Consider the following 20,834-nt stretch of genomic DNA (forward strand, 5'->3'; position numbering starts at 1 on the left):
CATTTATGTCTAACATTACATTCACTATGATTAAGCCTGATGCTGTTGCAGACGGACATATCGGTGCTATATTAGGTAAAATTGCAGAAGGAGGTTTCAAAATCAAAGCAATGAAATTGACTCAACTTACTGTAGCTGATGCAAAAAAATTCTACGAAGTACACGCTGAAAGACCATTTTATGGAGAATTGGTTGAGTTCATGAGCTCAGGGCCAATCGTTGCTGCGGTTCTTGAAAAAGACAATGCTGTTGAAGATTTCAGAACATTAATCGGTTCTACCAACCCGGCTGAAGCTGCTGAAGGTACGATCAGAAAAATGTTTGCAAGAAGCATCGGGGAAAACGCTGTTCATGGTTCTGATTCTGATGAGAATGCTCTTATTGAAGCAAAATTTCATTTTTCAGGAAGAGAAATTTTCTAAGAAAAATTATTTTACAATAAAAATCCGGAGAAAGCTTTTCTTCGGATTTTGTTTTTTATAAATTATTTTCAATAGCTCCCACTTTTTCGCGGTACAATTCAATCGGTTTGTCTAATAAAACTGCAATTACTGTCATATTTTTATCCAGTCTTTCTTTTGGAACGTCAATGTAAATAATACCCGGAATTTCACTCCAATACAATTTGTTATAAACTTTATGTGGGATAATAGACCCCTCGCCAACAATTCTGATTCTTGCAATTCCGTTTTTGATTCCTTTCAAGGCAATAGGCCCCGTCGGTGTTCCTTCGACAAAAAGGTAAAGGGTCTGTCGATCTTTTGAAAGTGCCGTATTTCCTGGAAAATGTCCATTGGGTAAACCTTTTTCTGTTCCGAAAAGTGCTTCCGAATGTTTGCTGATCCAGCTGAAAATTTCAGGATTTGTTTTAGTTGTTTTCAAAATTTTCATCTCTTGGCCGTCATTTGTCAATCCGGAATTATTGAAAATATTATTTCCGCCGTGCAGCTGTTCTGCAATTTCATAGGTTGCAGATTTTGTATTCTTAATTTCTAAAATTTGATTTAAAGTATAATTTTCTTTTTTAACAGTTGGATTAAATTTAATTTTTTCATTAAAACCTAATTCAACTACGGTTACATCCTTGTCGAACTTTACATTAGAAAAGTTCAAAGTAAGGTTTCCATTATTATCCGTTTTAAAATCGACTTTTCCATTACTGTCACCAAGAATTTTTGCAGACGTTGTAATTGAACTTAAACCATAAATTTTCGTAAAGTCTTTCGCTTCTTCCAGATAAATGAATAATTTTTTTCCGTCTTTTGAAAAAGCAGATTTTCCTTTATAATTTTCAAAAGGCAATCCGCTTCGAGTGCCGTAGATCGCATCAGAGTTTTTGGAAGTCCATCTTGCTAAACTTTTTAAAATCTCCACTTGCTTTTCCGGAATTGTTCCGTCTGCTTTTGGCCCAATGTCTAATAATAAATTTCCACCCATACTGATGACATCAGCCAAGGTTCTCACCATCATATTTGAGGTTTTATAATTTTGGTCAAAAGGCTGGTAACCCCAAGCGTCATTCATGGTGTAGCAAAGTTCCCAATATTCACTTTGTGGCTTTATAACGGGAATTCCCTGTTCCGGGGTTTCATAATCTCCGTGGTGATTTAGTCTTGAATTAATAATGATATTCGGATTGAATTTTCTTAAGTTTTCTAATGTTTTTGGGGCCTGCCATTCATCGGAAGTATGTTCCCAGTCACCATCAAACCACAGAAGATCAGGTTTATATTGAGAGGAAAGCTCAGTTAATTGATTCTGATAATAATTAATAAAATTCTGCCAGCGATTGAAATCACTTTTGATATCGTAACGTTTTTTTGTCCTTGTATTAACGTCGTAATAAGGGTGGCTCCAGTCCGGAAGAGAGTAGTAGAGGCCGGTTTTTAAGCCTGATTTTTTGAGTTCTGAAATGAAAGGTGAGAGAACGTCTTTTTTTGCCAGAGAATTTTTCGGAATGGTCGTAGCTTTTTCTGCTTTCGAATCCCAAAGAGAAACTCCGTCGTGGTGTTTTGTGGTGATTACTGCATATTTTGCCCCGGAATCTTTAATTAAATTCACCCATTCGGCGGGTTTGTATTGTGAGGCAGAAAATCCGTTCAGCTGTTTCATATAATTTTCGTGATTGATATAATTATTGAAAAATGCCCATGATTCTGAGATTCCATCAACGGAATATATTCCCCAATGGATAAAAATTCCCAGTTTGGCATCCTGAAACCATTCCATTTTCTGATTGTTGGAAGTTTGTTCCTGAGCGGTGATTTTTCCAGCTGTTAAAGCTAATCCTAAAGATAATATGCTTACGAATTTTCCTTTCATATTACTAAAATAAGGAAAGCTGCGAATAAATCCTTGTTTATGGTTTGAATAATTTTGGTAAGTATGATATTTGTTAAAACGGGATTTTATTATTTAATAAAATTCAACATAAATTGTATTTTAATGTATTATTTTTATCTTTTACAAAAAAGACTAAACTATTAAATTAAAATTATGAAGATGACAACAATACTTTTAATCATTACAGCTACCGTCACGGCCTTGATTGCCGGACTTTTTTACGCTTATTCATGTTCGGTTGTATTAGGATTGGGAAAATTATCAGATACCGAATATTTGAAATCTATGCAGTCGATCAATAGAGAAATCCTGAACCCCGTATTCTTCCTAAGCTTTATGGGAACGGCATTTTTACTTCCTATTTCAACATTTTTTTATCGTGGACAAAATCCGGTTTTCATACTACTTTTGTTAGCTACTTTAGCATATCTGATCGGTGTTTTTGGGGTAACCATGTTTGGAAATGTTCCTTTGAATGATCAATTGGCTCAATTTGATATTGCCAATTCATCGGCGGAAGCGATCAAAGAAATGCGTGGTAAATTTGAAAACAGATGGAATTTCCTGAACAATATCAGAACACTTTTTTCTGTAATCACCATTGTTCTAACGGTTTGTGCCTGTGTCTGGAATAAAATTGATTGATGTAAAAAATTAATCAAATTTAAAATATAGTAGAAATACGCATAGTAAAATTCCGTGTTTTTACGGATGTTTTATATCTGTTTTATGATGATCTTTACATCAGCATTAGAATCAGAAAAATTCAAACATTGAAGTCTAAAACTAATAACCATTAAAGCTCAGATTTTCAAAAAGTGAAAGGCAACTCATAGAGTTGCCTTTTATTTTTTAACTACAAAAACGAATTAAATTTTTAATAATTCAATTGTTCTTTCAGGGCTTTCTGCTGAGAAAACAGCATTCCCGGCTACTAAAACATCAGCTCCGGCCTCGAAAAGTTTGGCTGCATTATCCAGATTTACTCCTCCGTCTATTTCGATAAGCGCGGTAGAATTATTGCTTAAAATTAAATCTTTTGTCTCTGCAATTTTCTTGTAAGTATTCTCAATGAATTTTTGTCCTCCAAATCCCGGATTTACACTCATTAACAACACCAAATCCACATCAGCAATAATATCTTCCAACATCAAAACCGGAGTGGAAGGATTGAGAACAACACCCGCTTTCGCGCCCAGACTCTGGATATGGTGAATCGTTCTGTGAAGGTGAGTACAAGCTTCATAATGTACAGAAACCAAGTCTGCTCCGTGATTAATAAATTCTTCAACATATTTTTCAGGCTCAACAATCATCAAATGTACATCCACAAATTTTTTGGCATGCTGCTGGATTGTTTTCATCACCGGAAAACCGAACGAAATGTTGGGTACAAACCTGCCGTCCATCACGTCGATGTGGAACCAGTCTGCCTGCGAATTGTTCAGCATTTCAATGTCTCTTTGCAGATTCCCGAAGTCTGCAGATAAAAGGGAAGGAGCAATAAGCTTCGTTTTCATTTTTACTTTTTATAAGATTTAAGATAAGAGATATCAGATTTCAGACTTAAAATTTGATGCAAATTATTAAGTCTTATATCTGGTGTCTGACATCTCGTATCTTTTAATGATATTTCAATTTCATTTCCGGCTGGATTCTAAGAACGGTTTCGTAGATGAGCTTAATCACGTTGCCTACGTCTTCTTTGGAAACCATTTCTACCGTTGTATGCATGTAGCGCAAAGGTAGGGAAATTAATGCACTTGGAACACCTCCGTTTGAGTGTGCGAAAGCGTCTGTATCCGTTCCTGTTGCACGGCTAGCTGCTGCTCTTTGGAACGGAATTTTTTTGGCTTTTGCAGTGTCAATAATCAATTCTCTGATTGTGTGGTGAACACTCGGTGCGAAGAAAACCACTGGCCCGGCTCCGCATTTCTGATCGCCTTCTTTTTTCTTTTCGATCATTGGCGTTGTGGTGTCGTGGGTAACATCTGTTACGATAGCAATATTAGGCTTGATCGTATCTGCAATCATATCAGCACCATACAATCCAACTTCTTCCTGGACAGAATTTGTAATATAGAGACCAAACGGGATCATTTTTTTGTTTTCCTTTAAAAGTCTTGCTACTTCTGCAATCATAAAGCCTCCGATTCGGTTGTCTAGAGCACGGCAAACGAAATAACGGTCATTCATTTCAAAAAATTCATCGGGATAAGTAATCATGCAGCCAACAAAAATTCCCATGTCTTCAACTTCTTTTTTGGTGGTTGCCCCGCAGTCGATAAAAATGTTTTCGATTTTTGGGGTTGGTTCATTCTGATTGCTTCTTGTGTGAATTGCAGGCCATCCGAAAACACCTTTAACAATTCCTTTTTCACCATGAATGTGCACAACTTTTGAAGGTGCAATGGTCTGATCTGAGCCTCCGTTTCGGATAACGTAGATCAATCCTTCGTCTGTAATATAATTTACATACCATGAGATTTCATCAGCATGAGCTTCAATTACTACTTTAAATTCCGCCTCGGGATTGATTATACCATAGCAAGTTCCGTAATGATCTACTTCTACCTTGTCTACGTATGGCTTAATATAGTCCATCCAAACTTTTTGCCCTTCATGTTCGTAACCTGTTGGTGATGAAGTATTTAAATATTTTTCTAAAAATTTCAAAGATTTCTTTTCAAATTTCATAAAAAGGAATGATTTTTGCGTTTAATTTTTGTTCTAATACGCGTAAAAATAATGAATTTTAGTAAGATTATTTGTCTTTTTCTTCTCTTTTTTGGGATCACTGCCTTTGGTCAAAAGGATTCTGTATTTGCAAGACCCTTGAGCCAATATCCGCCGGAATTACTGAAAACGGATGAATTTGGTAAAAAATATTACTATGACGAAAGGCAAAAGATGAAGGTATATGAGATCAACGGTGAAACTGTAATTGTTATGGATGAGTTGATTTTAGTGAATAAACCGAGATTTAATAACCAACTGGACAGAAACTATTATTTTTTCCTTAATAAAAAGCTATACAGAGTCTATCCTTTGTTTTTGACCGCCCTTCAACAGTACAGGGATATTCAGAAGGAAATGACAGATCTTGACAGTAAAGCAAAAAGAAAATATATAAAGGACAGACAAAATATATTGGCAGATCAGTATGAAAAACAACTCAGGGATCTTACCACTACTGAAGGCCAGGTCTTTGCAAAGCTGATGAACAGGGCAACCGGTAAGAATGTATATGAAATTATCAAAGAATTAAGAGGAGGATGGAGTGCTTTCTGGTGGAATGTAAAAGGAAAAATGGCGGATATCGACCTTAAAGACAAATACGACCCGCATAAAAACAGGACTGATGAATACCTGGAATCTCTGCTTCAGTCTAATTGGAATTCCGGATATCTGCAGCCTTATCCCGGCGCCAGTGATTTTAGAGTGACCAAATAATATTTATATATCAAAAATTCCTGTAAAGCTTTTACAGGAATTTTTCTTTCAGTTTATCGAAAACAATTTTATCTATGGGTAAAGTAAACGGGTTATCAGGTCTGTCGATATCAATCCATTCTGTTTTTTCGATGCAGGGATCTAAAATCAAAAAGTCTTCCTCATTTAGAATATTTACCATATAATATATAGTAAGCAGCTGTTCATTTTCCCTGAAACGCGAAACCAGGAAATTTTCCTGCGTATAAAGATGCTCCACCACTTCAATTTTTACATTCAGCTCTTCATCGAATTCACGATGCAAACATTCTATTAATCCTTCACCATATTCCAGCCCGCCACCCGGAAATTTCATTAAAGGTTCGCCAACATATTCTTCATATAAAGTAAGTACTTTTTTATCCTTTACCGCACAGGCATACACTCTAACGTTGATCTTATCTATCATATTTAATAATTTGTAAAGCTAAAGTAAGAATATTTTGTGAAAATTGCAGGGAGATTGAAGCTGGATGCCGGAGGTTTACTACTATATGTTTTACGGTCATGCAAAACTTCCAGCTTCAAACTCCCTGACTTCCATCCTATAATTTCACAGCATTAATCATCTCTCTTTTCCCAGGAGGACCTTGTTTCTTTTCCACTTTAAAATCAAGTTCCTGCAGGATCCTTCTTACGCTACCTTTTGATGAATAAGTAGTTAATAAACCGTTGACTGCCATTTTATCAGATACAAGTTCAAACAGGGGTTTTTCCCAAAGATCCGGCTGTACTCTGGCTCCGAAACAGTCAAAATAAACAAGATTGATTTTTGATAAATTAATGTTTTTCAGGTCAAAGAAGTCGCATTGTATCTTTTTTAGATTAAATCCATTAATAATTTCAACCGATTTCTCCCAATCTGCTTGATGAATTTTTTGATAAATATTTTTGAATTCTACGTTATCGAAAAGCTCAAAATATGCCAAATCACTAATTTCGGATTCATTTATGGGATATTTTTCAAGGGTAAAATAATTAATAACATGATTTTTGTCAGTTTTTAAATATTCATTAATTGTTACCAAAACATTCAAACCTGTTCCAAAACCGAGTTCTAAAATATTAATTTCGTAATCATTTATCAAATTTAATCCATTTTTGATAAACACATGTTCTGCTTCTTGAAGTGCGCCATGGTGAGAATGATAGTTTTCATTTAATTCGTTGATAAACAATGTTTTACTACCGTCGTTTGTGGTTTTAATTTCTCTTTTCAAGCTATTTTTTCACAAATTTACTCCAAAATTTTTATATTTAGAAAATTATGTTAAATTTGTAGAACATCATAAATAATTTTAGAAATGATAATTCAAAAAACTGAAAACTCCCGAATTTCTACATTCGACCCTAACAATTTTTCATTTGGAAATACTTTTATTGATCACATGATAATATGCGAGTATGAAAATGGAAAATGGGGTGATGTAAAATTAGTTCCATACGGTCCTTTGATGTTTACTCCAGCTATGATGGGCGTAAATTACGGACAAGCTTGTTTTGAAGGTATGAAAGCCTATAAAGACAAAGACGGACAGGTTTTCCTTTTCAGGCCCGAAAAGAATTTTGAACGTATCAACAAGTCGGCAAAGCGTCTTGCAATGCCTGAAGTAACTGAGGAAATGTTTTTAGAAGGATTGAAAGCATTAGTTGACATCGATAGAGACTGGATTCCTCAGGGGGAAGGTATGTCTTTGTATATCAGACCATTGATTTTCGCTACAGAAGAAGCTTTGAAAGCGAGAGTTGCCAATAAATATATGTTTGCAATCGTTGCAACACCTGCAAAAATGTATTATACAGAGCCTGTTTCTGTGAAAATTTCAGATCATTATTCAAGAGCTGCAAGTGGTGGAGTAGGTTCTGCTAAAGCTGCCGGAAACTATGCTGCATCTTTCTATCCAACGCAATTGGCGATCGAAGAAGGATATGAGCAAATCATCTGGACAGACGATGCAACGCATGAATATTTCGAGGAAAGTGGAACAATGAATGTATTTGTAAGAATCAACGATACGATTTATACTCCGCCAACCTCAGAAAAAATCCTGGACGGTGTTACAAGAGACAGCTTCATCCAACTGGCAAAAAGAAGAGGAATTGAAGTAAAAGTAGAGCCTATTAAAGTAAAAGATGTTGTAGAAGCTCAAAGAAACGGAACTTTGAAAGAAGTTTGGGGCGTTGGAACAGCAGTTGTTACTACAGTTTTCCAAGCTTTAGGATATAACGGTGAGAAATTGGAATTACCAAGACTTTCCGATGAAGAAAGCTATGCAGTTACTTTAAAAAACGACTTAGTTGATTTGCAGACCAACCTTTCAGAAGATCCTTTCGGATGGAGAGTATTGGTTGATCATGTTATGGAAACGGTTTAATTTTAAACTTTAAAAATTAATATAAAGTCGGGTATTTCCCGGCTTTTTTTGTTTTAAAACCGATTTGCTTACGACTGTCATCCTGAGCGCGAAGCAGTCGAAGGGATCTAAATATAGAATTAGAAGTTAATAGGGAAGAATTCAGGCCTAGGTGCTTTCAGCATGACAACAGAATGATCAACTTTGAATAAAAACGACTGCCAGTGATTGGTAGCTGAGGCTCTCGAAGCTACCACTCCTATAACCTAGCCCCGATTGCAGCGATTGTTTGAGCTCATTTTTTGGTTTTTGGGTTGCGGCGGCGAAGCCGCCGCAACCCAAAAACCAAAAAATAGCGAGTGCGGAAAGCGGGAAATAGCTTCTCAAAAACGATAAATCCAATTCAGTGGAGTCAAGAAGTCTAAAATAAAAGTTGATTAGACTGAATTTAAAATCATAATAATTTGAAGATCAAATTTATTTTCAACAAATTATTAAAACTTTATTTCAATAAGTTCGTCAAGTTTTGTAATTGATTCCTGAAATGTGTATTTTCGCAAAAGTTTATGAAAAAAATACTCTTCATATCGGTATTAGGTTTATTGAGCTGTAGCAAAAATGCACAGACTCATCCCCCTGTTGGCGGCGTTTTGAACCAGAAAGATCTTGATATTTCGAAAAACAGGATGAAAAACCTTAATGCTCAGGAAAGAATGCAGATTCAGGAATGGATCAATAGTCAACCTGTGAAATTTTATCCTACCCAGCTCAATTATTGGGTAAGCACGCAGGGTTTCGACCAAAGACAAAGGAGACAGGACAACTCCCTGATTTCCTATTCTTACGATCTATACGACTTCGATCAGACGAAAATATATGATCAGCCTATACAAAGAAGAGACGCTAAATTCGGGCACTTTGAGGAATTGAAAGCTGTAGAAGATGCTTTGCGTTTTATACATGATGGTGAGGAAGTTACGCTTTTAGTTCCATCTTCTCTTGCGTACGGGACTTATGGCGATGAGAAGAAAATAGATAACGATATTCCACTAATCATAAAATTAAAAGCATTATAATCAATGAAATTGTTTAACAAAAATATAATTCTGGCGGCGGCAAGCATTTCGCTGATGAGTTGTACACCAATTTATAAAAAAATGAACGTAGACAAAGAAACTTATGAAGGTCTTAATGACGGACTTTATGCAAATCTTCAAACAACAAAAGGTAACCTTATCGTACAGTTTGAGGATAAAAAAGCACCTGTAACTGTAGCTAATTTTATTGGTCTTGCAGAAGGAAAAATCGACAACAAAGCTAAGGCAAAAGGAGTTCCTTTCTATGATGGAACGATTTTCCACAGAGTAATCAAGGATTTCATGATCCAGGGAGGTGATCCTCAGGGAACGGGAATGGGAGATCCGGGATATAAATTCGAGGACGAAAAAAATGACCTTAAGCATACAGGAAAGGGAATCCTTTCTATGGCTAATTCCGGCCCGAACTCAAATGGTTCTCAGTTCTTTATCACAGAAGTTGCTACTCCATGGTTAGACGGAAAACACACGATTTTCGGAAAAGTGGTAAAAGGTAATGATGTAATCGACGCTATCGCAAACGTAGAAAAAGGAGCTCAAGACAAACCTAAAACTGACATTGTTTTAGAAAAAGTTTCTATTTTCAGCAAAGGTGATGAATATAAAAACTATGATGCTGCAAAAACTTTCACGGAAGGAAAAGCTAAAATTGCAGAAAATAATAAAGCTTATTTAGCTAAGGAAGAAGCTGATAAGAAGAAAAAAGAAGAAGAGTTTAAAGCAAACCAGCAGAAAATGGTTGAAAACCTAAAGGCTGGAATGCAAAAAACAGAATCCGGACTTTACTATAAAATTACAAAAACTTCCACAGGAAAAGCTCCAAAAGCTGGCGACAACGTTTCTGTACATTACGCAGGAAAACTAGTAGATGGAACCGAGTTTGATTCTTCATTCAAAAGAAATGAGCCTATCGACATTCCTATCGGAATGGGAAGAGTAATCAAAGGTTGGGACGAAGGGATCCTTTTGTTAAAAGAAGGTGAAACTGCCACTTTATTGATTCCACCGGCAATGGGCTATGGAGAAAGAGGTGCAGGAGGTGTAATTCCGCCAAATGCATGGTTGATTTTTGATGTTGAGCTTGTGAAAGTACAATAAATTGAAATCTTAAAATATTATTGAAAGCTGTCCGAAAGGATGGCTTTTATTCATCTATAACCAAATTGTAATGAAAATCAAATCACTAATATTCTTATTTGCGCTATTGTCAGTCATATCTTTTGCCCAGACAAAAGTAAATCCTGATGACTCAGCAATAAAAAAATCATTTACCTATTTTGTAAACAGCATTAAAGCGAAAAAAATAGACCAGGCCGTAAGCTGCATTTACCCTAAATTCTTTACCGTAATACCGAAAGACCAAATGACCCAGATTTTGAACATGACCTACAATAATCCGTTTATGAACGTCGAAATACAAGGTCTACAGTTCGGAAATATTGAAAAGCCTGAAGTATTCAGCGGTGAATATTTTTCTATTGCTAATTACTTTTTAAAGCTGAAATGCAATGTCAGTTCAATGAATGATGACATGAAAAAGAAAGTCAGCAGTGCTTTAATGAGTAAATATGGTAAAAATAATGTTACATATTTAGCAAATGAAGGTTCATATCTCATCAATGCCAATATGAAAACCTGCGCTATTTCTAAAGACAAAAAATATTGGAAATTTGTAATTCTTGAAAAGGAGCATAAGGCTCAACTGAAAAAAGTACTACCACAAAAAATTCTTGATAAAATTTAGAAGTTTGTTTTGATATTTTAAAGCTGTCCGAGAGGATGGCTTTTTTTAATAACAATTTTATCAATCAAATAAAACCATAGTTAAATACTTAACATTTATTTTTTTAAACATCTTTCCAAGTGAATTATTTCAAATAGTTATTTCCATAAATCATTTTCTAATTTTTATAGTAAAATTATCATATTAATATTAATTTTGATATATTTTGTTTGTAATATGTTAAAATTGGCTTTTTATTTGCTTATTATGTAAAATATCTTACCTTTGGGAAAAAAACTATGAGAAAGAAAATTATTATTTTAAGTTTTTTATGTAAAGGATTATTTACGTTTGCACAGATAGGGATTAATACATCAGTGCCTGTCGGTACTCTGCATGTTAATGGAGCGGCAAGTGCTTCGGATACCAATCCTGATAATGATGTTGTCGTTTCCAGGCCCAGTGGAAATCTGGCCATCGGACACACAAATCCAACTGTAAAACTGGATATAAAAACAACGGGAACTCAAGCTTCCCCGGTATTTGGTTTTAAACTTTCGGACGGAAACCAAGCACTCAATAAGGTTTTATACAGTGATGCAAACGGCGTTGGAACATGGAAAGAACTAACAATTTTTACAGGACAGAATATTATTGGAACATTCAGCTGGGCAGACAATACTGCTATTGGAAATACCAACTGGAACAGGATTGCAAGTCTTAACATAACCCCCGGATCGCACATGATCTATATGAAAATACATGTCTTGAACAATTCTAATTCGGGTTTTGTAAGAACCTATGTCGGGACTAAAAATGTCGGAACAAATAACAACAATCCAATAGATACCCCAATTCTGGGAAGTACGAATTTTCAGCCATTAATGGGAAGGGATTTTGAAATTACGCAAGCGTTTGTTTACAATAATACTACCAATTCCAATGTGACTTTATACTATGTCATGCAGTCTGACAGCAATAGTATTTCGAGAAGCGTTTATACTTTTAATAATGCAGCGTCTTTTAAAGGTGTTAACTTGATTGAGAACTACTTTTTTTCAACTCCTATCGATTAGGAATAGGTTAAATAGTTCTTAAAAATCACAGTTTTTTTCCTGAAAATTTACATATTAAAATGAATAGTGATACTTTCGTGGAAAAATAATTTATGAAGAAAATTTTCTGTTCATTTTTTGCCTTTTGTACTATTCTGATATCGGCGCAGGGAAAGAGATTCTTTGAAAATGGGGAAGTACAGCTTCAGAAACCTGTTGAGAAGATCAATCTGCGATATGCTAATGAACTTCCTTTTGTAACGGTAGCTATCAATGGGAAAACTTACAATTTTCTATTTGATTCAGGGGCGCCGACTGTTATTTCCAGCAGCATTTACAATGAGTTGAATCTCAAGAAAAAACACAAAAGCAAAGTAAAAGATTCACAGAAAAACAAGCAGGAACAGATTTTTACAGAGCTTCCGGAAATGATTGTTGACAACGTAATTTTCAAAAATATCGGAGCCATTGTTCTTGATCTTAACACGGCAGAACTGGGGTGTTTTAAAGTTGATGGGATTATTGGAGCCAATCAGATGGCAAAACTATATTGGAGAGTAAATTATTCTGAAAATTCATTGGAAGCGACGAAAGATTTATCGTTATTTGGTCTGGGTGGTTATGATCTTATCATTCCATTTGAAGCAAAACCGCAGAAAACTCCGGTAATTGAAGCGAAAATTTTAGATAAAAAGATTCAACTGACTTTTGATACTGGTGCTTCGGGAAGATTGAGAATTGCTGATAAGAATTTTGATCCTCAAAAAGTAAAACAATCTATAGAAACCTTCGGGACTAATACTGTCGGAGCTTTTGGAGCGGGAAAACCTGTCTCAGGATATATTTTCAAGACCGAAAATATGATATTGGGAAATAAAAACTTCCAGAATGAATTGATTGCAACGGGAAGCTCAGATCTTATCGGAAACGAATTTTTTAAAGATTTTATTTTTATTCTCGATTGGAAAAATAGCAGGATTTACATGAAAAGAGTCAAAACTAATCCTGTAAAATTGGAGTCTTTCGGGTTCAGCTATCGTTTTATAGATGCAAAACCTGTGGTAGCTTTTGTATTTAAGGATGAAAATTTTCCATTAAAAATAGGAGATTCTATTATCAGTATTAATAATGTGGATCTTGACCATCTTGACAAAGATTCTGCCTGTCATTATATGTTGAACAGAATAGAGAAGGATCAGAAAACGATTGATATCAAAGTAAAAAGAGACGGGAAAGTTCTCGATTTTAAATTGGACAAGAAAGCTTATTTATAATATTTAAGTATATCAAAAAATAAAACCGTTCTCAATTTGAGAACGGTTTTTTAGTAAAATTACAATTAGTTATGAGTGTCTGTCTAATCTTTTTTTGATATAAAGACTTCTGTTGCTTTCACTTAAAGACCTGATGAACAACAGGCTAAATCCGATATATGCTACAAAAGCAACAAGATAAACCAGAAGGCTGCTGAAACTGATCTTCGAAACAAATATCAGCACTGAAAACAGTGCAAAACCAATTAATAAAATAATACTCCAAACTTTCATTTTTAAAGAATCCTCGTGATTCTTAAACATAGTTTCCATTAAATTCTTCATCATAATTACTTTTAAATTGTTATACTTTCTTTTTTATTGCCATATCTTTTCGCTGAGATAATCCCGGAGAAAGAGGCTCTTCCGCTATTTAGGATGGTTAATACATCTTTGTAAAAAACATCGTCTTTTACATTGGCTAAGGTTACGATATAATTTGCCATCTGTTTATAATCGTGAGTAAGGATATTCCTTAAAGCCTTTAAATCAAATGTCATTTTCTGCGATGTTTGGTAAGAACATCCTGTCAATACGCTGTTGAAAGCTGCATTAGAGTCAGACAAATGATTGGCAAACTTCACGATACTCAATACAGAAACATGGAAGCTGTATTCTGAAGAGAGTAGTTTTTCGACAAGCGTATTCAGCATGTCGGTATGTTCTTTGTAAGATGCATTCTGTACATTTTTATATTGGTTTAGCAATAATCTTATGGTAAAGAAAGCATCTTTTTCGGCTTGAGTTTTTGCGTTTCTGTAAGGTTTTACTGCATTTCTTAAAGCCTGTAAATCTCTGTCACGTACAGCATCCGCCTCAGTAATTTTTACTGATTCTTCAATGGCCTGTACCTGATTAAGTGTAAAATGATACATCATTATATGAGACTGGATGTTATCATACAACCTCTTAAAGTCTGCATCCGTACTGGTGTTTAAAGTTGAGTTACTGAAATCTTCAATGAAGCGAACAATGAGCTGTTCGAATTCAGCGGGGTGCAACCTTGAAAGGTCCACCGGAATTAATTTTTTCATCGTTAAAGTGTGTTTTTATTTTTTTTCAAAGTTTATGCAGCCATTATCGTGCCAAATGGTTGTTTTTTATATTAATTATTAAATAGTTAAGATTTTTAAAGTGAAATATCTCCAACAAAAAACCGTCTCTAAAAAGACGGTTTTTATATTTTACCAGTTTTTATCGATCATATAAATAATCTGTGTCATTGCAACAGCTCCTAAAAGAAGTTCTCTGCGGTTGACTTTTTCAAAAGTATCTTCTTCCGTGTGATGGATGTCAAAATATCTTTGAGAGTCGGGGACTAATTCGGAGGTAGGAACGCCCATGTCATGAAGCGGGTAAATATCTGTTCCTGAATATGTTCCCTCGAAATTGTAAACTCCGTAAGGGAAAAATAGGCTGGCCCAGCTTTGAATCTGCTTTCTTTTCTCATTGTCCATATTCAAAGAAATCCCTCTCGGAGCAAAACCTCCGGCATCAGATTCTATGGCAAAAAGGTGTTTTTCATTATTTTCTTTTGCTGTTTTTCCGTATTGGATTCCACCTTTTACGCCATTTTCTTCATTGGCAAAACAGACAACACGAATTGTGTGATTATTCCGGATTCCAAGCTTTTTGAAAGTCCTCAATACTTCAATGCTCTGAACAATTCCCGAACCGTCATCATGGGCACCTTCACCAACATCCCAGGAATCTAGATGTCCGCCGACAACAATAACGCTTTTATCTTTTTTACCTGTAATTTCACCGATGACAGAGTGGGAAGGCTTCTCGCCTTTCATTCCGCAGTTTGAATTGAGCTTTGCAGTGATTTTTTGTGATTTTAAAAGCACTTCCAGCTCATCAGCTGTTGTATTTCCTATGGCAACAGCGGGAATTTTATTTTCGTTTTCATAACGCATTGCTCCAGTGTGCGGAATATCATCAAATGCAGAAGAAAGTGAACGGATGATGGCAAATTTACCACCTTTTTTTGCGGTTAAAGAAGCAGCTTTCACTCTATATTTTGCAGCGTCACCATATCCTCGGAAAGTTTCAACATAAGACTGACTGAAAGGGTAGTTGAAGAAAACTATTTTACCTTTTACCTGTTCCGGTGAAAGTTTTTCGTATTCTTCCATCGATTTTACCATAATGATTTCTCCTGAAACATCTTTTCCGCCGGTACCTTCAGAATTCCCCAGTGAAAGCATTTTTAAGTTTGTCCATTTTCCATTGGAGGTTTTGATCTGTAATGATTCTTTTCCTCTTACCCAGACAGGGACTTTTACTTCCTGAAGCCATACCTTATCTGCTCCGGCATCACGGAGTTTTTGTTCTGCCCATTTTACGGCTTTTTCATAGGCTTCGGAGCCGCTTAGTCTGTGACCTATATTTTTAGTTAAATCTCTTAATTCGGTGTAAGCTTTTCCGTTATTTAAAATTTCTGTTGAAATTCTTGCAAACTGTATGGAGTCTTCTTTGGCCTGCCCCAAAACAGCCATGCTCAGAAGGAATAATGATGCTCCTAATATCTTTTTCATTTTACCAGTTTTTATCAATCATAAAGATCATTTGTGTCATGGCAACGGCACCTAAAAGAAGTTCTCTTTTATTCACTTTATCGAAAGTATCTTCTACCGAGTGGTGATAGTCGAAATATCTTTGTGTATCTACAACAAGCTCTGCCAAAGGAATATCCAATTTTTTCAAAGGAGAAATATCCTGGATGGCATCAGTCTGGTCAAAGTCATAAACGCCGTAAGGAAGAAAATATTCTTTCCATGGAAAAATCAGTTTCCTTCTCTGCGGAGACATATCCAAAGCAAAACCTCTCGGTGAGTAGCCTCCCGCGTCTGTTCCCAGCGCGAAAATATGTTTTTCATCTTTTTTCTTAACATAAGCTGCATACATTTCTCTTCCTTGTCCGCCATTTTCACTGTTGGCGTACAGGACAACCCTGATGGTATGATTATTTTCAAAGCCAAGCGCTTTTAAGGTTCTTAAAACTTCTATACACTGCACAACGCCCGTTCCGTCATCAATGGCGCCTTCTCCAAAGTCCCAGGAGTCAAGCTGGGCACCGAGAACAATTACTTTAGAGTCTTTTTTACCCGGAATTTCAGCGATGATGTTAGGATTGGTTGTTTCGCCTTTTGATTCGGCGGACATGTTTATTTTGGCTGTAACTTTTTGTTTTTTTAATAATTTTTCTAGTTCGTCGGCAGATCTTACTCCAATTGACAAAGCTGGAATTCTTATTTTGTCATCCGGCTCGTAATAGATCATTTTAGCATGAGGCGTGTCGTCATTTGCTGTTGTTAAAGACCTTATGATTAATGCCTTAGCTCCTGTTTTTGCAATAACGGAAGCTGAAATTAATTTTGATTTTGCAGTAATTAAATAAGAATCACTTGTATTAATGATTTTCGGGTCTATCGGCAGATTGACGAAAACAATTTTGTCTCTCAGTTGTCCTATTGACATTGCATTAAGCTCAGAGGTCGAATTGATTAAAACAATTTCACCCGTAAGATCTTTTCCACCCGTTCCTTCAGAATTCCCGAAAGAAAGCATCCTGATACTTTTCCAGTCTCCATTTCCGGCTTTTATCTGCAGAGATTCTCTTCCTCTTACCCAAACCGGGGCTTTTGCTTCCTGTCTCCAGATCATTTCAATCCCGATATCTTTGAACTTTTTTTCTGCCCATTCTACAGCTTTTGTATATCCGGGAGTTGCACTGAAGCGTGAGCCAACGCCTTTCGTCAGTTCACCAAGATTATTGTAAGCTGTTCCGTTGGTCATGATCTCGTCCGAGATCTTTTTAAATTCATCGTAATAGTTGAATTTGGCTAAGGTTGTTGTCTTTTTAACCGTTTTTTTCTGAGGTTTTTTTTGAGAAAATAAAAATCCACCCAAAAAGAGTGGAATTATAATGAATATTTTTTTCATTTTTTATTTACCTTTCTTTTTCCGTTGATAAAAGTAGGGAAAAAATAGGAATTTTTTAAGGTTTCATATCATACATTAATAATGCTGTAACCAATTTTGGTTCAATAAATGTACATTTTGGAGGCATACTTAGTCTTAAATCCGATATTTTAATCATATCATTAAAACTCACAGGAAAAATTCCGAATCCAACTTTTCCTTCTCCGCTGTCAATTTTTTCTTTTATCTGATTGATTCCATCAAGACTTGAAGTTCCCTTTATGTAAGAAATTTTCTCAGAGCTGTCCGGATCCTCAATTTTTAAAATACTTTTAAAGATATATTTATCTAATAAATGATGATCAAGGTTGTCCAGAGACATTTCCGTAGAACGGAGGTCATGCTTTACGTGAAGAGAGTAAAATTTACCATCCAGATACATCGAGATGTGGAACTTTTGCGAAGGATAATATGCCGTTTCTCCTTTTTCGTGAATTAAAAAATATTGTTCCAGCTGTTGTAAGAAATCTTCTTTGGAAAGTCCGTTCAAATCGCTTACAATCCTGTTGTAATCATGGATTTTAATTGATTGGTTTGAAACTATAAAGCTGTAAACAAAATTGTAAAGTTCTGTCCCGTTGTGTCTTTTGTTTTTTTCTTTCTGATATTTTGCATTCAATGCTGTGGAACCGATTCTGTGGTGCCCGTCTGCAATATAAAAAGAGTCGATCTGATCGATAACTTCCTTGAACTGTTGAAGTTTTAAACGGTTGTCAATTCTCCAGATTTTATGTCTGATCCCTTTTGAATCCACATGATTAAAAATCGGGACATTTTTTTCCTCATGGTTCATCAGTAATTCAATCTTAGAATTGGAAGGGTAGGTAAGCAGCACGGGTTCAGCCTGAAGGTTTACTTTTTCAAGATAATGAGCCAGTTTCTCTTTCTTCTGAGGAATTGTACTTTCGTGTCTCTTGATTTTACCATTCCAGAAATCTTCAATGCTTGTCAGCCCGAGAAGTCCTCTGAAAACCTGTTTGTTAGGATAGATCTGCTCATAAAGATAGTACGCCGAATTGTCCTGCACGAGTTTGTTTTCGCTCAGCAGCTCTTCAAATGTTGACCGGATTTTCCTTAAATTCCTATCAATATCTTTGGATTTACTTACAACATAGGGTTTTATCATATTGATGTAAGTGTTTTCAACTTGAGCTTTTTCCGCTATCTCTTCCTGAGTGAAGTTATCCAGAGGGTGAGTAGGGAAAGTACTCTCATAGTCTTTATGAGGTCTTATTCCACGAAAAGGTTTAAAAACAGGCATATTTTATTTTATAGTTTCTTTTATTTTGATAATTTGGTCTGCAAGCTCGACCCCGATTTTCTCCTGTGCATCTACAGTATTTCCTCCCACGTGCGGAGAAAGTGAAAGCGCCGGATTCATAAGCAAAATGACTTCAGGCGTTGGCTCCTTTTCAAAAACATCAAGTGCCGCTCCTGCTACTTTGCCGTAATCAATATAGTCTACCAAAGCTACTTCATTGATCACACCGCCTCTTGCCGTATTTACGATATAAACTCCGTCTTTCATTTTTTCAAACTGCGGCGTGTCTATGATATATTCGTTTGTTTTCGGCGTGTTTATACTGATGAAATCCAGATCTTTAAGGAAGCCATCCATATCATTGGTTGAAGTGATTTCAAAGTTTACCGACTGCCCATCGAAGAAGCTCAGACTAAGAGTTTCCGTTCTGGGTTTTCTTGTTAAAACTTTAACGTTCATTCCCAAAGAAATACCCATTTTCACCACTTCCTGGCCGATACTTCCAAAACCGATAACCCCTAAATTTTTTCCTGAAAGTTCATAAGCTTTGCTGAAGGATTTCTTCATCGCATCGAAATGCGTTTCACCCTCTAAAGGCATCAGCCTGTTGGATTCGTGAAGGAATCTCGCCAAAGAAAAGAAATGGGCAAATACCAATTCAGCAACCGATTTTGAAGAAGCTGTTGGGGTATTGATTACGTTTATCCCTTTGCTTTTAGCATATTCAACATCAATATTATCCATCCCGATACCACCTCTTCCGATAATTTTCAGATTTGGACATGCATCAATCAGATCCTGCCTTACTTTGGTAGCACTTCTTACCAGGAGCACGTCTACGTTGTTTTCGTTGATGAAATTGATAACATGGTCTTGTGCAACCCTGTTGTCCAACACTTCAATTCCCGCATTTTTCAATGCCTGTTCTCCCGCTTTCGAAATTCCGTCGTTAGCTAAAACTTTCATGTATTTATTTGATTTAAAAATTTAAAGATGGCATTATTTAAAAATTTAAATAGTTGCGCAAATTAAGAAAATTTAATGAATAATAAATAATCCTTAAATCTTTGAATTTTAAACATTTAAATTATTTAATAGACCTCATTACATCCACCAAAACCTGTACGCTTTCTATCGGTAAAGCATTGTACAGACTTGCTCTGTATCCGCCCAGGCTTCTGTGCCCGTTCAGTCCGCTGATGTTTGCTGCTTTCCATGCGTTGTCGAATTGTTCTTTTTTGCTTTCATCCATTAATTTAAATGAAACATTCATGAAAGAACGGTCTTCTTTCACGCAGAAGCTTTCAAATAGCGGATTGCTGTCTATTTCATCGTATAAAAGTTTTGCTTTTGCTTCATTTCTAGCTTCAGCGGCTGCAATTCCTCCGTTGTTTTCCAAATGCTGTAATGTAAGCAAAGATGCATAAACAGGGAAAACCGGCGGTGTATTGTACATAGATTCTTTAGCGATATGCTGAGAATAATCAAGCATTGAAAGCATATTTTCTCTTCCTGTTTTGCCTAAAATTTCTTTTTTAATAACTACTAAAGTAACGCCTGCAGGTCCCATGTTTTTCTGGGCTCCGGCATAGATTAAATCAAATTTTGAAAAATCCAGCTGCCTTGAGAAAATATCAGAACTCATGTCACAAACCATTACAGTATCCACTTCAGGGAAAGATTTCATCTGAGTTCCGTAAATTGTATTATTTGAAGTACAATGGAAATAATCATACTCTGATCCAATGGTATAGTCTTTCGGGATGAAAGAGTAGTTTTCCTCTTTTGAAGAGCCTACAACATCCACTGTCCCTAGTTTTTTTGCTTCTTTAATAGCTCCTGCCGCCCAGGTTCCCGTATCTGTATATGCGGCTTTTCCGCCAACTTTCATCAGATTGTAAGGAACCATAGCAAACTGCAAACTGGCACCTCCTCCTAAATATAAAACTTCGTAATCATCACCAAGATTCATCAATCTTTTTACAATGGCGCGTGCTTCGTCCATTACCGCAACAAAATCCTTACTTCTGTGTGAAATTTCCAGAAGTGACAATCCCATTCCGTTGAAATCCAAAATTGCCTGTGCAGACTTTTCGAATACTTCCTGAGGTAAAATGCATGGCCCCGCGCTAAAGTTGTGCTTTTTGATCATATTTTTATTTTTTTGGTTTTTATAAACATTTTAATGTTTACAGTTTCACTTTTTAAA

21 protein-coding genes are annotated in these 20,834 nt (G+C 35.8%); 9 read left to right on the forward strand and 12 right to left on the reverse strand.

The window, feature by feature from the left end; translation table 11 throughout:
• Positions 1–5 precede the first annotated feature (5 nt).
• The gene (locus ATE47_RS06235; RefSeq protein WP_034752387.1) at positions 6–422 is read left to right on the forward strand and encodes a nucleoside-diphosphate kinase; all 417 of its coding nucleotides are present in this window, start codon (positions 6–8) and stop codon (positions 420–422) included.
• Positions 423–477: 55 nt separating this feature from the next.
• On the opposite strand, the gene ATE47_RS06240 is transcribed toward ATE47_RS06235, so the two are convergent.
• A complete protein-coding gene (locus ATE47_RS06240) occupies positions 478–2,322 on the reverse strand; it encodes an alpha-L-fucosidase (protein WP_062161147.1) in 1,845 nt (614 codons plus the stop codon).
• 180 nt (positions 2,323–2,502) lie between these two features.
• Here ATE47_RS06240 and chrI point away from each other — a divergent pair, with 180 nt between their 5' ends.
• Positions 2,503–2,988, forward strand: a complete 486-nt coding sequence (chrI, locus tag ATE47_RS06245) for a chryseobasin maturation helper ChrI (protein ID WP_185097139.1) — start codon at positions 2,503–2,505, stop codon at positions 2,986–2,988.
• 224 nt (positions 2,989–3,212) lie between these two features.
• Here the strand turns inward: chrI and rpe are convergent, their stop codons facing one another.
• Complete coding sequence (gene rpe / locus ATE47_RS06250) at positions 3,213–3,863, reverse strand: ribulose-phosphate 3-epimerase (RefSeq protein ID WP_062161149.1); 651 nt, start codon at positions 3,861–3,863, stop codon at positions 3,213–3,215.
• 103 nt (positions 3,864–3,966) lie between these two features.
• Positions 3,967–5,040 (reverse strand): chryseobasin maturation metalloprotease ChrP, encoded by a 1,074-nt coding sequence (gene chrP / locus ATE47_RS06255; RefSeq protein WP_062161150.1) that lies wholly within the window; start codon positions 5,038–5,040, stop codon positions 3,967–3,969.
• Positions 5,041–5,091: 51 nt separating this feature from the next.
• Between chrP and ATE47_RS06260 the strand changes: the two genes are divergently transcribed.
• Positions 5,092–5,796 carry a DUF4294 domain-containing protein gene (locus ATE47_RS06260; protein WP_062161151.1) on the forward strand — a complete coding sequence of 235 codons (705 nt, stop codon included), beginning with the start codon at positions 5,092–5,094 and terminating at the stop codon, positions 5,794–5,796.
• A gap of 31 nt (positions 5,797–5,827) precedes the next feature.
• Here the strand turns inward: ATE47_RS06260 and ATE47_RS06265 are convergent, their stop codons facing one another.
• Together ATE47_RS06265 and mnmD are read right to left on the reverse strand one after the other, a co-directional pair.
• The gene (locus ATE47_RS06265; protein WP_062161152.1) at positions 5,828–6,244 is read right to left on the reverse strand and encodes an NUDIX domain-containing protein; all 417 of its coding nucleotides are present in this window, start codon (positions 6,242–6,244) and stop codon (positions 5,828–5,830) included.
• 136 nt (positions 6,245–6,380) lie between these two features.
• The gene (mnmD, locus tag ATE47_RS06270; protein WP_062161153.1) at positions 6,381–7,055 is read right to left on the reverse strand and encodes a tRNA (5-methylaminomethyl-2-thiouridine)(34)-methyltransferase MnmD; all 675 of its coding nucleotides are present in this window, start codon (positions 7,053–7,055) and stop codon (positions 6,381–6,383) included.
• An 84-nt stretch (positions 7,056–7,139) separates the two neighbouring features.
• Here mnmD and ATE47_RS06275 point away from each other — a divergent pair, with 84 nt between their 5' ends.
• The 6 genes from ATE47_RS06275 (at position 7,140) to ATE47_RS06300 (ending at position 13,338) form a co-directional block, all read left to right on the forward strand.
• Positions 7,140–8,210, forward strand: a complete 1,071-nt coding sequence (locus tag ATE47_RS06275; protein ID WP_062161154.1) for a branched-chain amino acid aminotransferase — start codon at positions 7,140–7,142, stop codon at positions 8,208–8,210.
• Positions 8,211–8,755: 545 nt separating this feature from the next.
• Positions 8,756–9,265, forward strand: coding sequence for an FKBP-type peptidyl-prolyl cis-trans isomerase (locus ATE47_RS06280; protein ID WP_062161155.1), 510 nt, complete (start codon positions 8,756–8,758; stop codon positions 9,263–9,265).
• Between the two features lie 54 nt (positions 9,266–9,319).
• Positions 9,320–10,384 (forward strand): peptidylprolyl isomerase, encoded by a 1,065-nt coding sequence (locus ATE47_RS06285; protein ID WP_150114858.1) that lies wholly within the window; start codon positions 9,320–9,322, stop codon positions 10,382–10,384.
• A 70-nt stretch (positions 10,385–10,454) separates the two neighbouring features.
• On the forward strand, positions 10,455–11,030 hold the full coding sequence (locus ATE47_RS06290) for a hypothetical protein (RefSeq protein ID WP_062161157.1): 576 nt from the start codon (positions 10,455–10,457) through the stop codon (positions 11,028–11,030).
• 278 nt (positions 11,031–11,308) lie between these two features.
• Positions 11,309–12,085: a hypothetical protein gene (locus ATE47_RS06295; protein WP_062161158.1), complete on the forward strand. Its 777-nt coding sequence runs from the start codon at positions 11,309–11,311 to the stop codon at positions 12,083–12,085.
• 92 nt (positions 12,086–12,177) lie between these two features.
• Positions 12,178–13,338: an aspartyl protease family protein gene (locus tag ATE47_RS06300; protein WP_062161159.1), complete on the forward strand. Its 1,161-nt coding sequence runs from the start codon at positions 12,178–12,180 to the stop codon at positions 13,336–13,338.
• 69 nt (positions 13,339–13,407) lie between these two features.
• Here the strand turns inward: ATE47_RS06300 and ATE47_RS06305 are convergent, their stop codons facing one another.
• From ATE47_RS06305 to serC, 7 genes are all read right to left on the reverse strand, one after another.
• On the reverse strand, positions 13,408–13,665 hold the full coding sequence (locus ATE47_RS06305; RefSeq protein ID WP_147297002.1) for a hypothetical protein: 258 nt from the start codon (positions 13,663–13,665) through the stop codon (positions 13,408–13,410).
• Between the two features lie 8 nt (positions 13,666–13,673).
• Entirely contained in the window at positions 13,674–14,411 is a 738-nt protein-coding gene (locus ATE47_RS06310) for a DUF6261 family protein (RefSeq protein WP_062161161.1), read from the reverse strand.
• Positions 14,412–14,561: 150 nt separating this feature from the next.
• Positions 14,562–15,917, reverse strand: a complete 1,356-nt coding sequence (locus tag ATE47_RS06315) for a M20/M25/M40 family metallo-hydrolase (RefSeq protein ID WP_062161162.1) — start codon at positions 15,915–15,917, stop codon at positions 14,562–14,564.
• 1 nt (position 15,918) lies between these two features.
• Positions 15,919–17,325, reverse strand: coding sequence for a M28 family peptidase (locus tag ATE47_RS06320; RefSeq protein WP_062161163.1), 1,407 nt, complete (start codon positions 17,323–17,325; stop codon positions 15,919–15,921).
• 55 nt (positions 17,326–17,380) lie between these two features.
• Positions 17,381–18,625, reverse strand: a complete 1,245-nt coding sequence (locus tag ATE47_RS06325) for a DUF1015 domain-containing protein (protein WP_062161164.1) — start codon at positions 18,623–18,625, stop codon at positions 17,381–17,383.
• A 3-nt stretch (positions 18,626–18,628) separates the two neighbouring features.
• Complete coding sequence (locus ATE47_RS06330; protein WP_062161165.1) at positions 18,629–19,591, reverse strand: D-2-hydroxyacid dehydrogenase; 963 nt, start codon at positions 19,589–19,591, stop codon at positions 18,629–18,631.
• 121 nt (positions 19,592–19,712) lie between these two features.
• Positions 19,713–20,777 carry a 3-phosphoserine/phosphohydroxythreonine transaminase gene (gene serC / locus ATE47_RS06335; RefSeq protein ID WP_062161166.1) on the reverse strand — a complete coding sequence of 355 codons (1,065 nt, stop codon included), beginning with the start codon at positions 20,775–20,777 and terminating at the stop codon, positions 19,713–19,715.
• Positions 20,778–20,834: the final 57 nt, after the last annotated feature.

The organism is Chryseobacterium sp. IHB B 17019, from assembly GCF_001456155.1.
Taxonomy (GTDB): domain Bacteria; phylum Bacteroidota; class Bacteroidia; order Flavobacteriales; family Weeksellaceae; genus Chryseobacterium.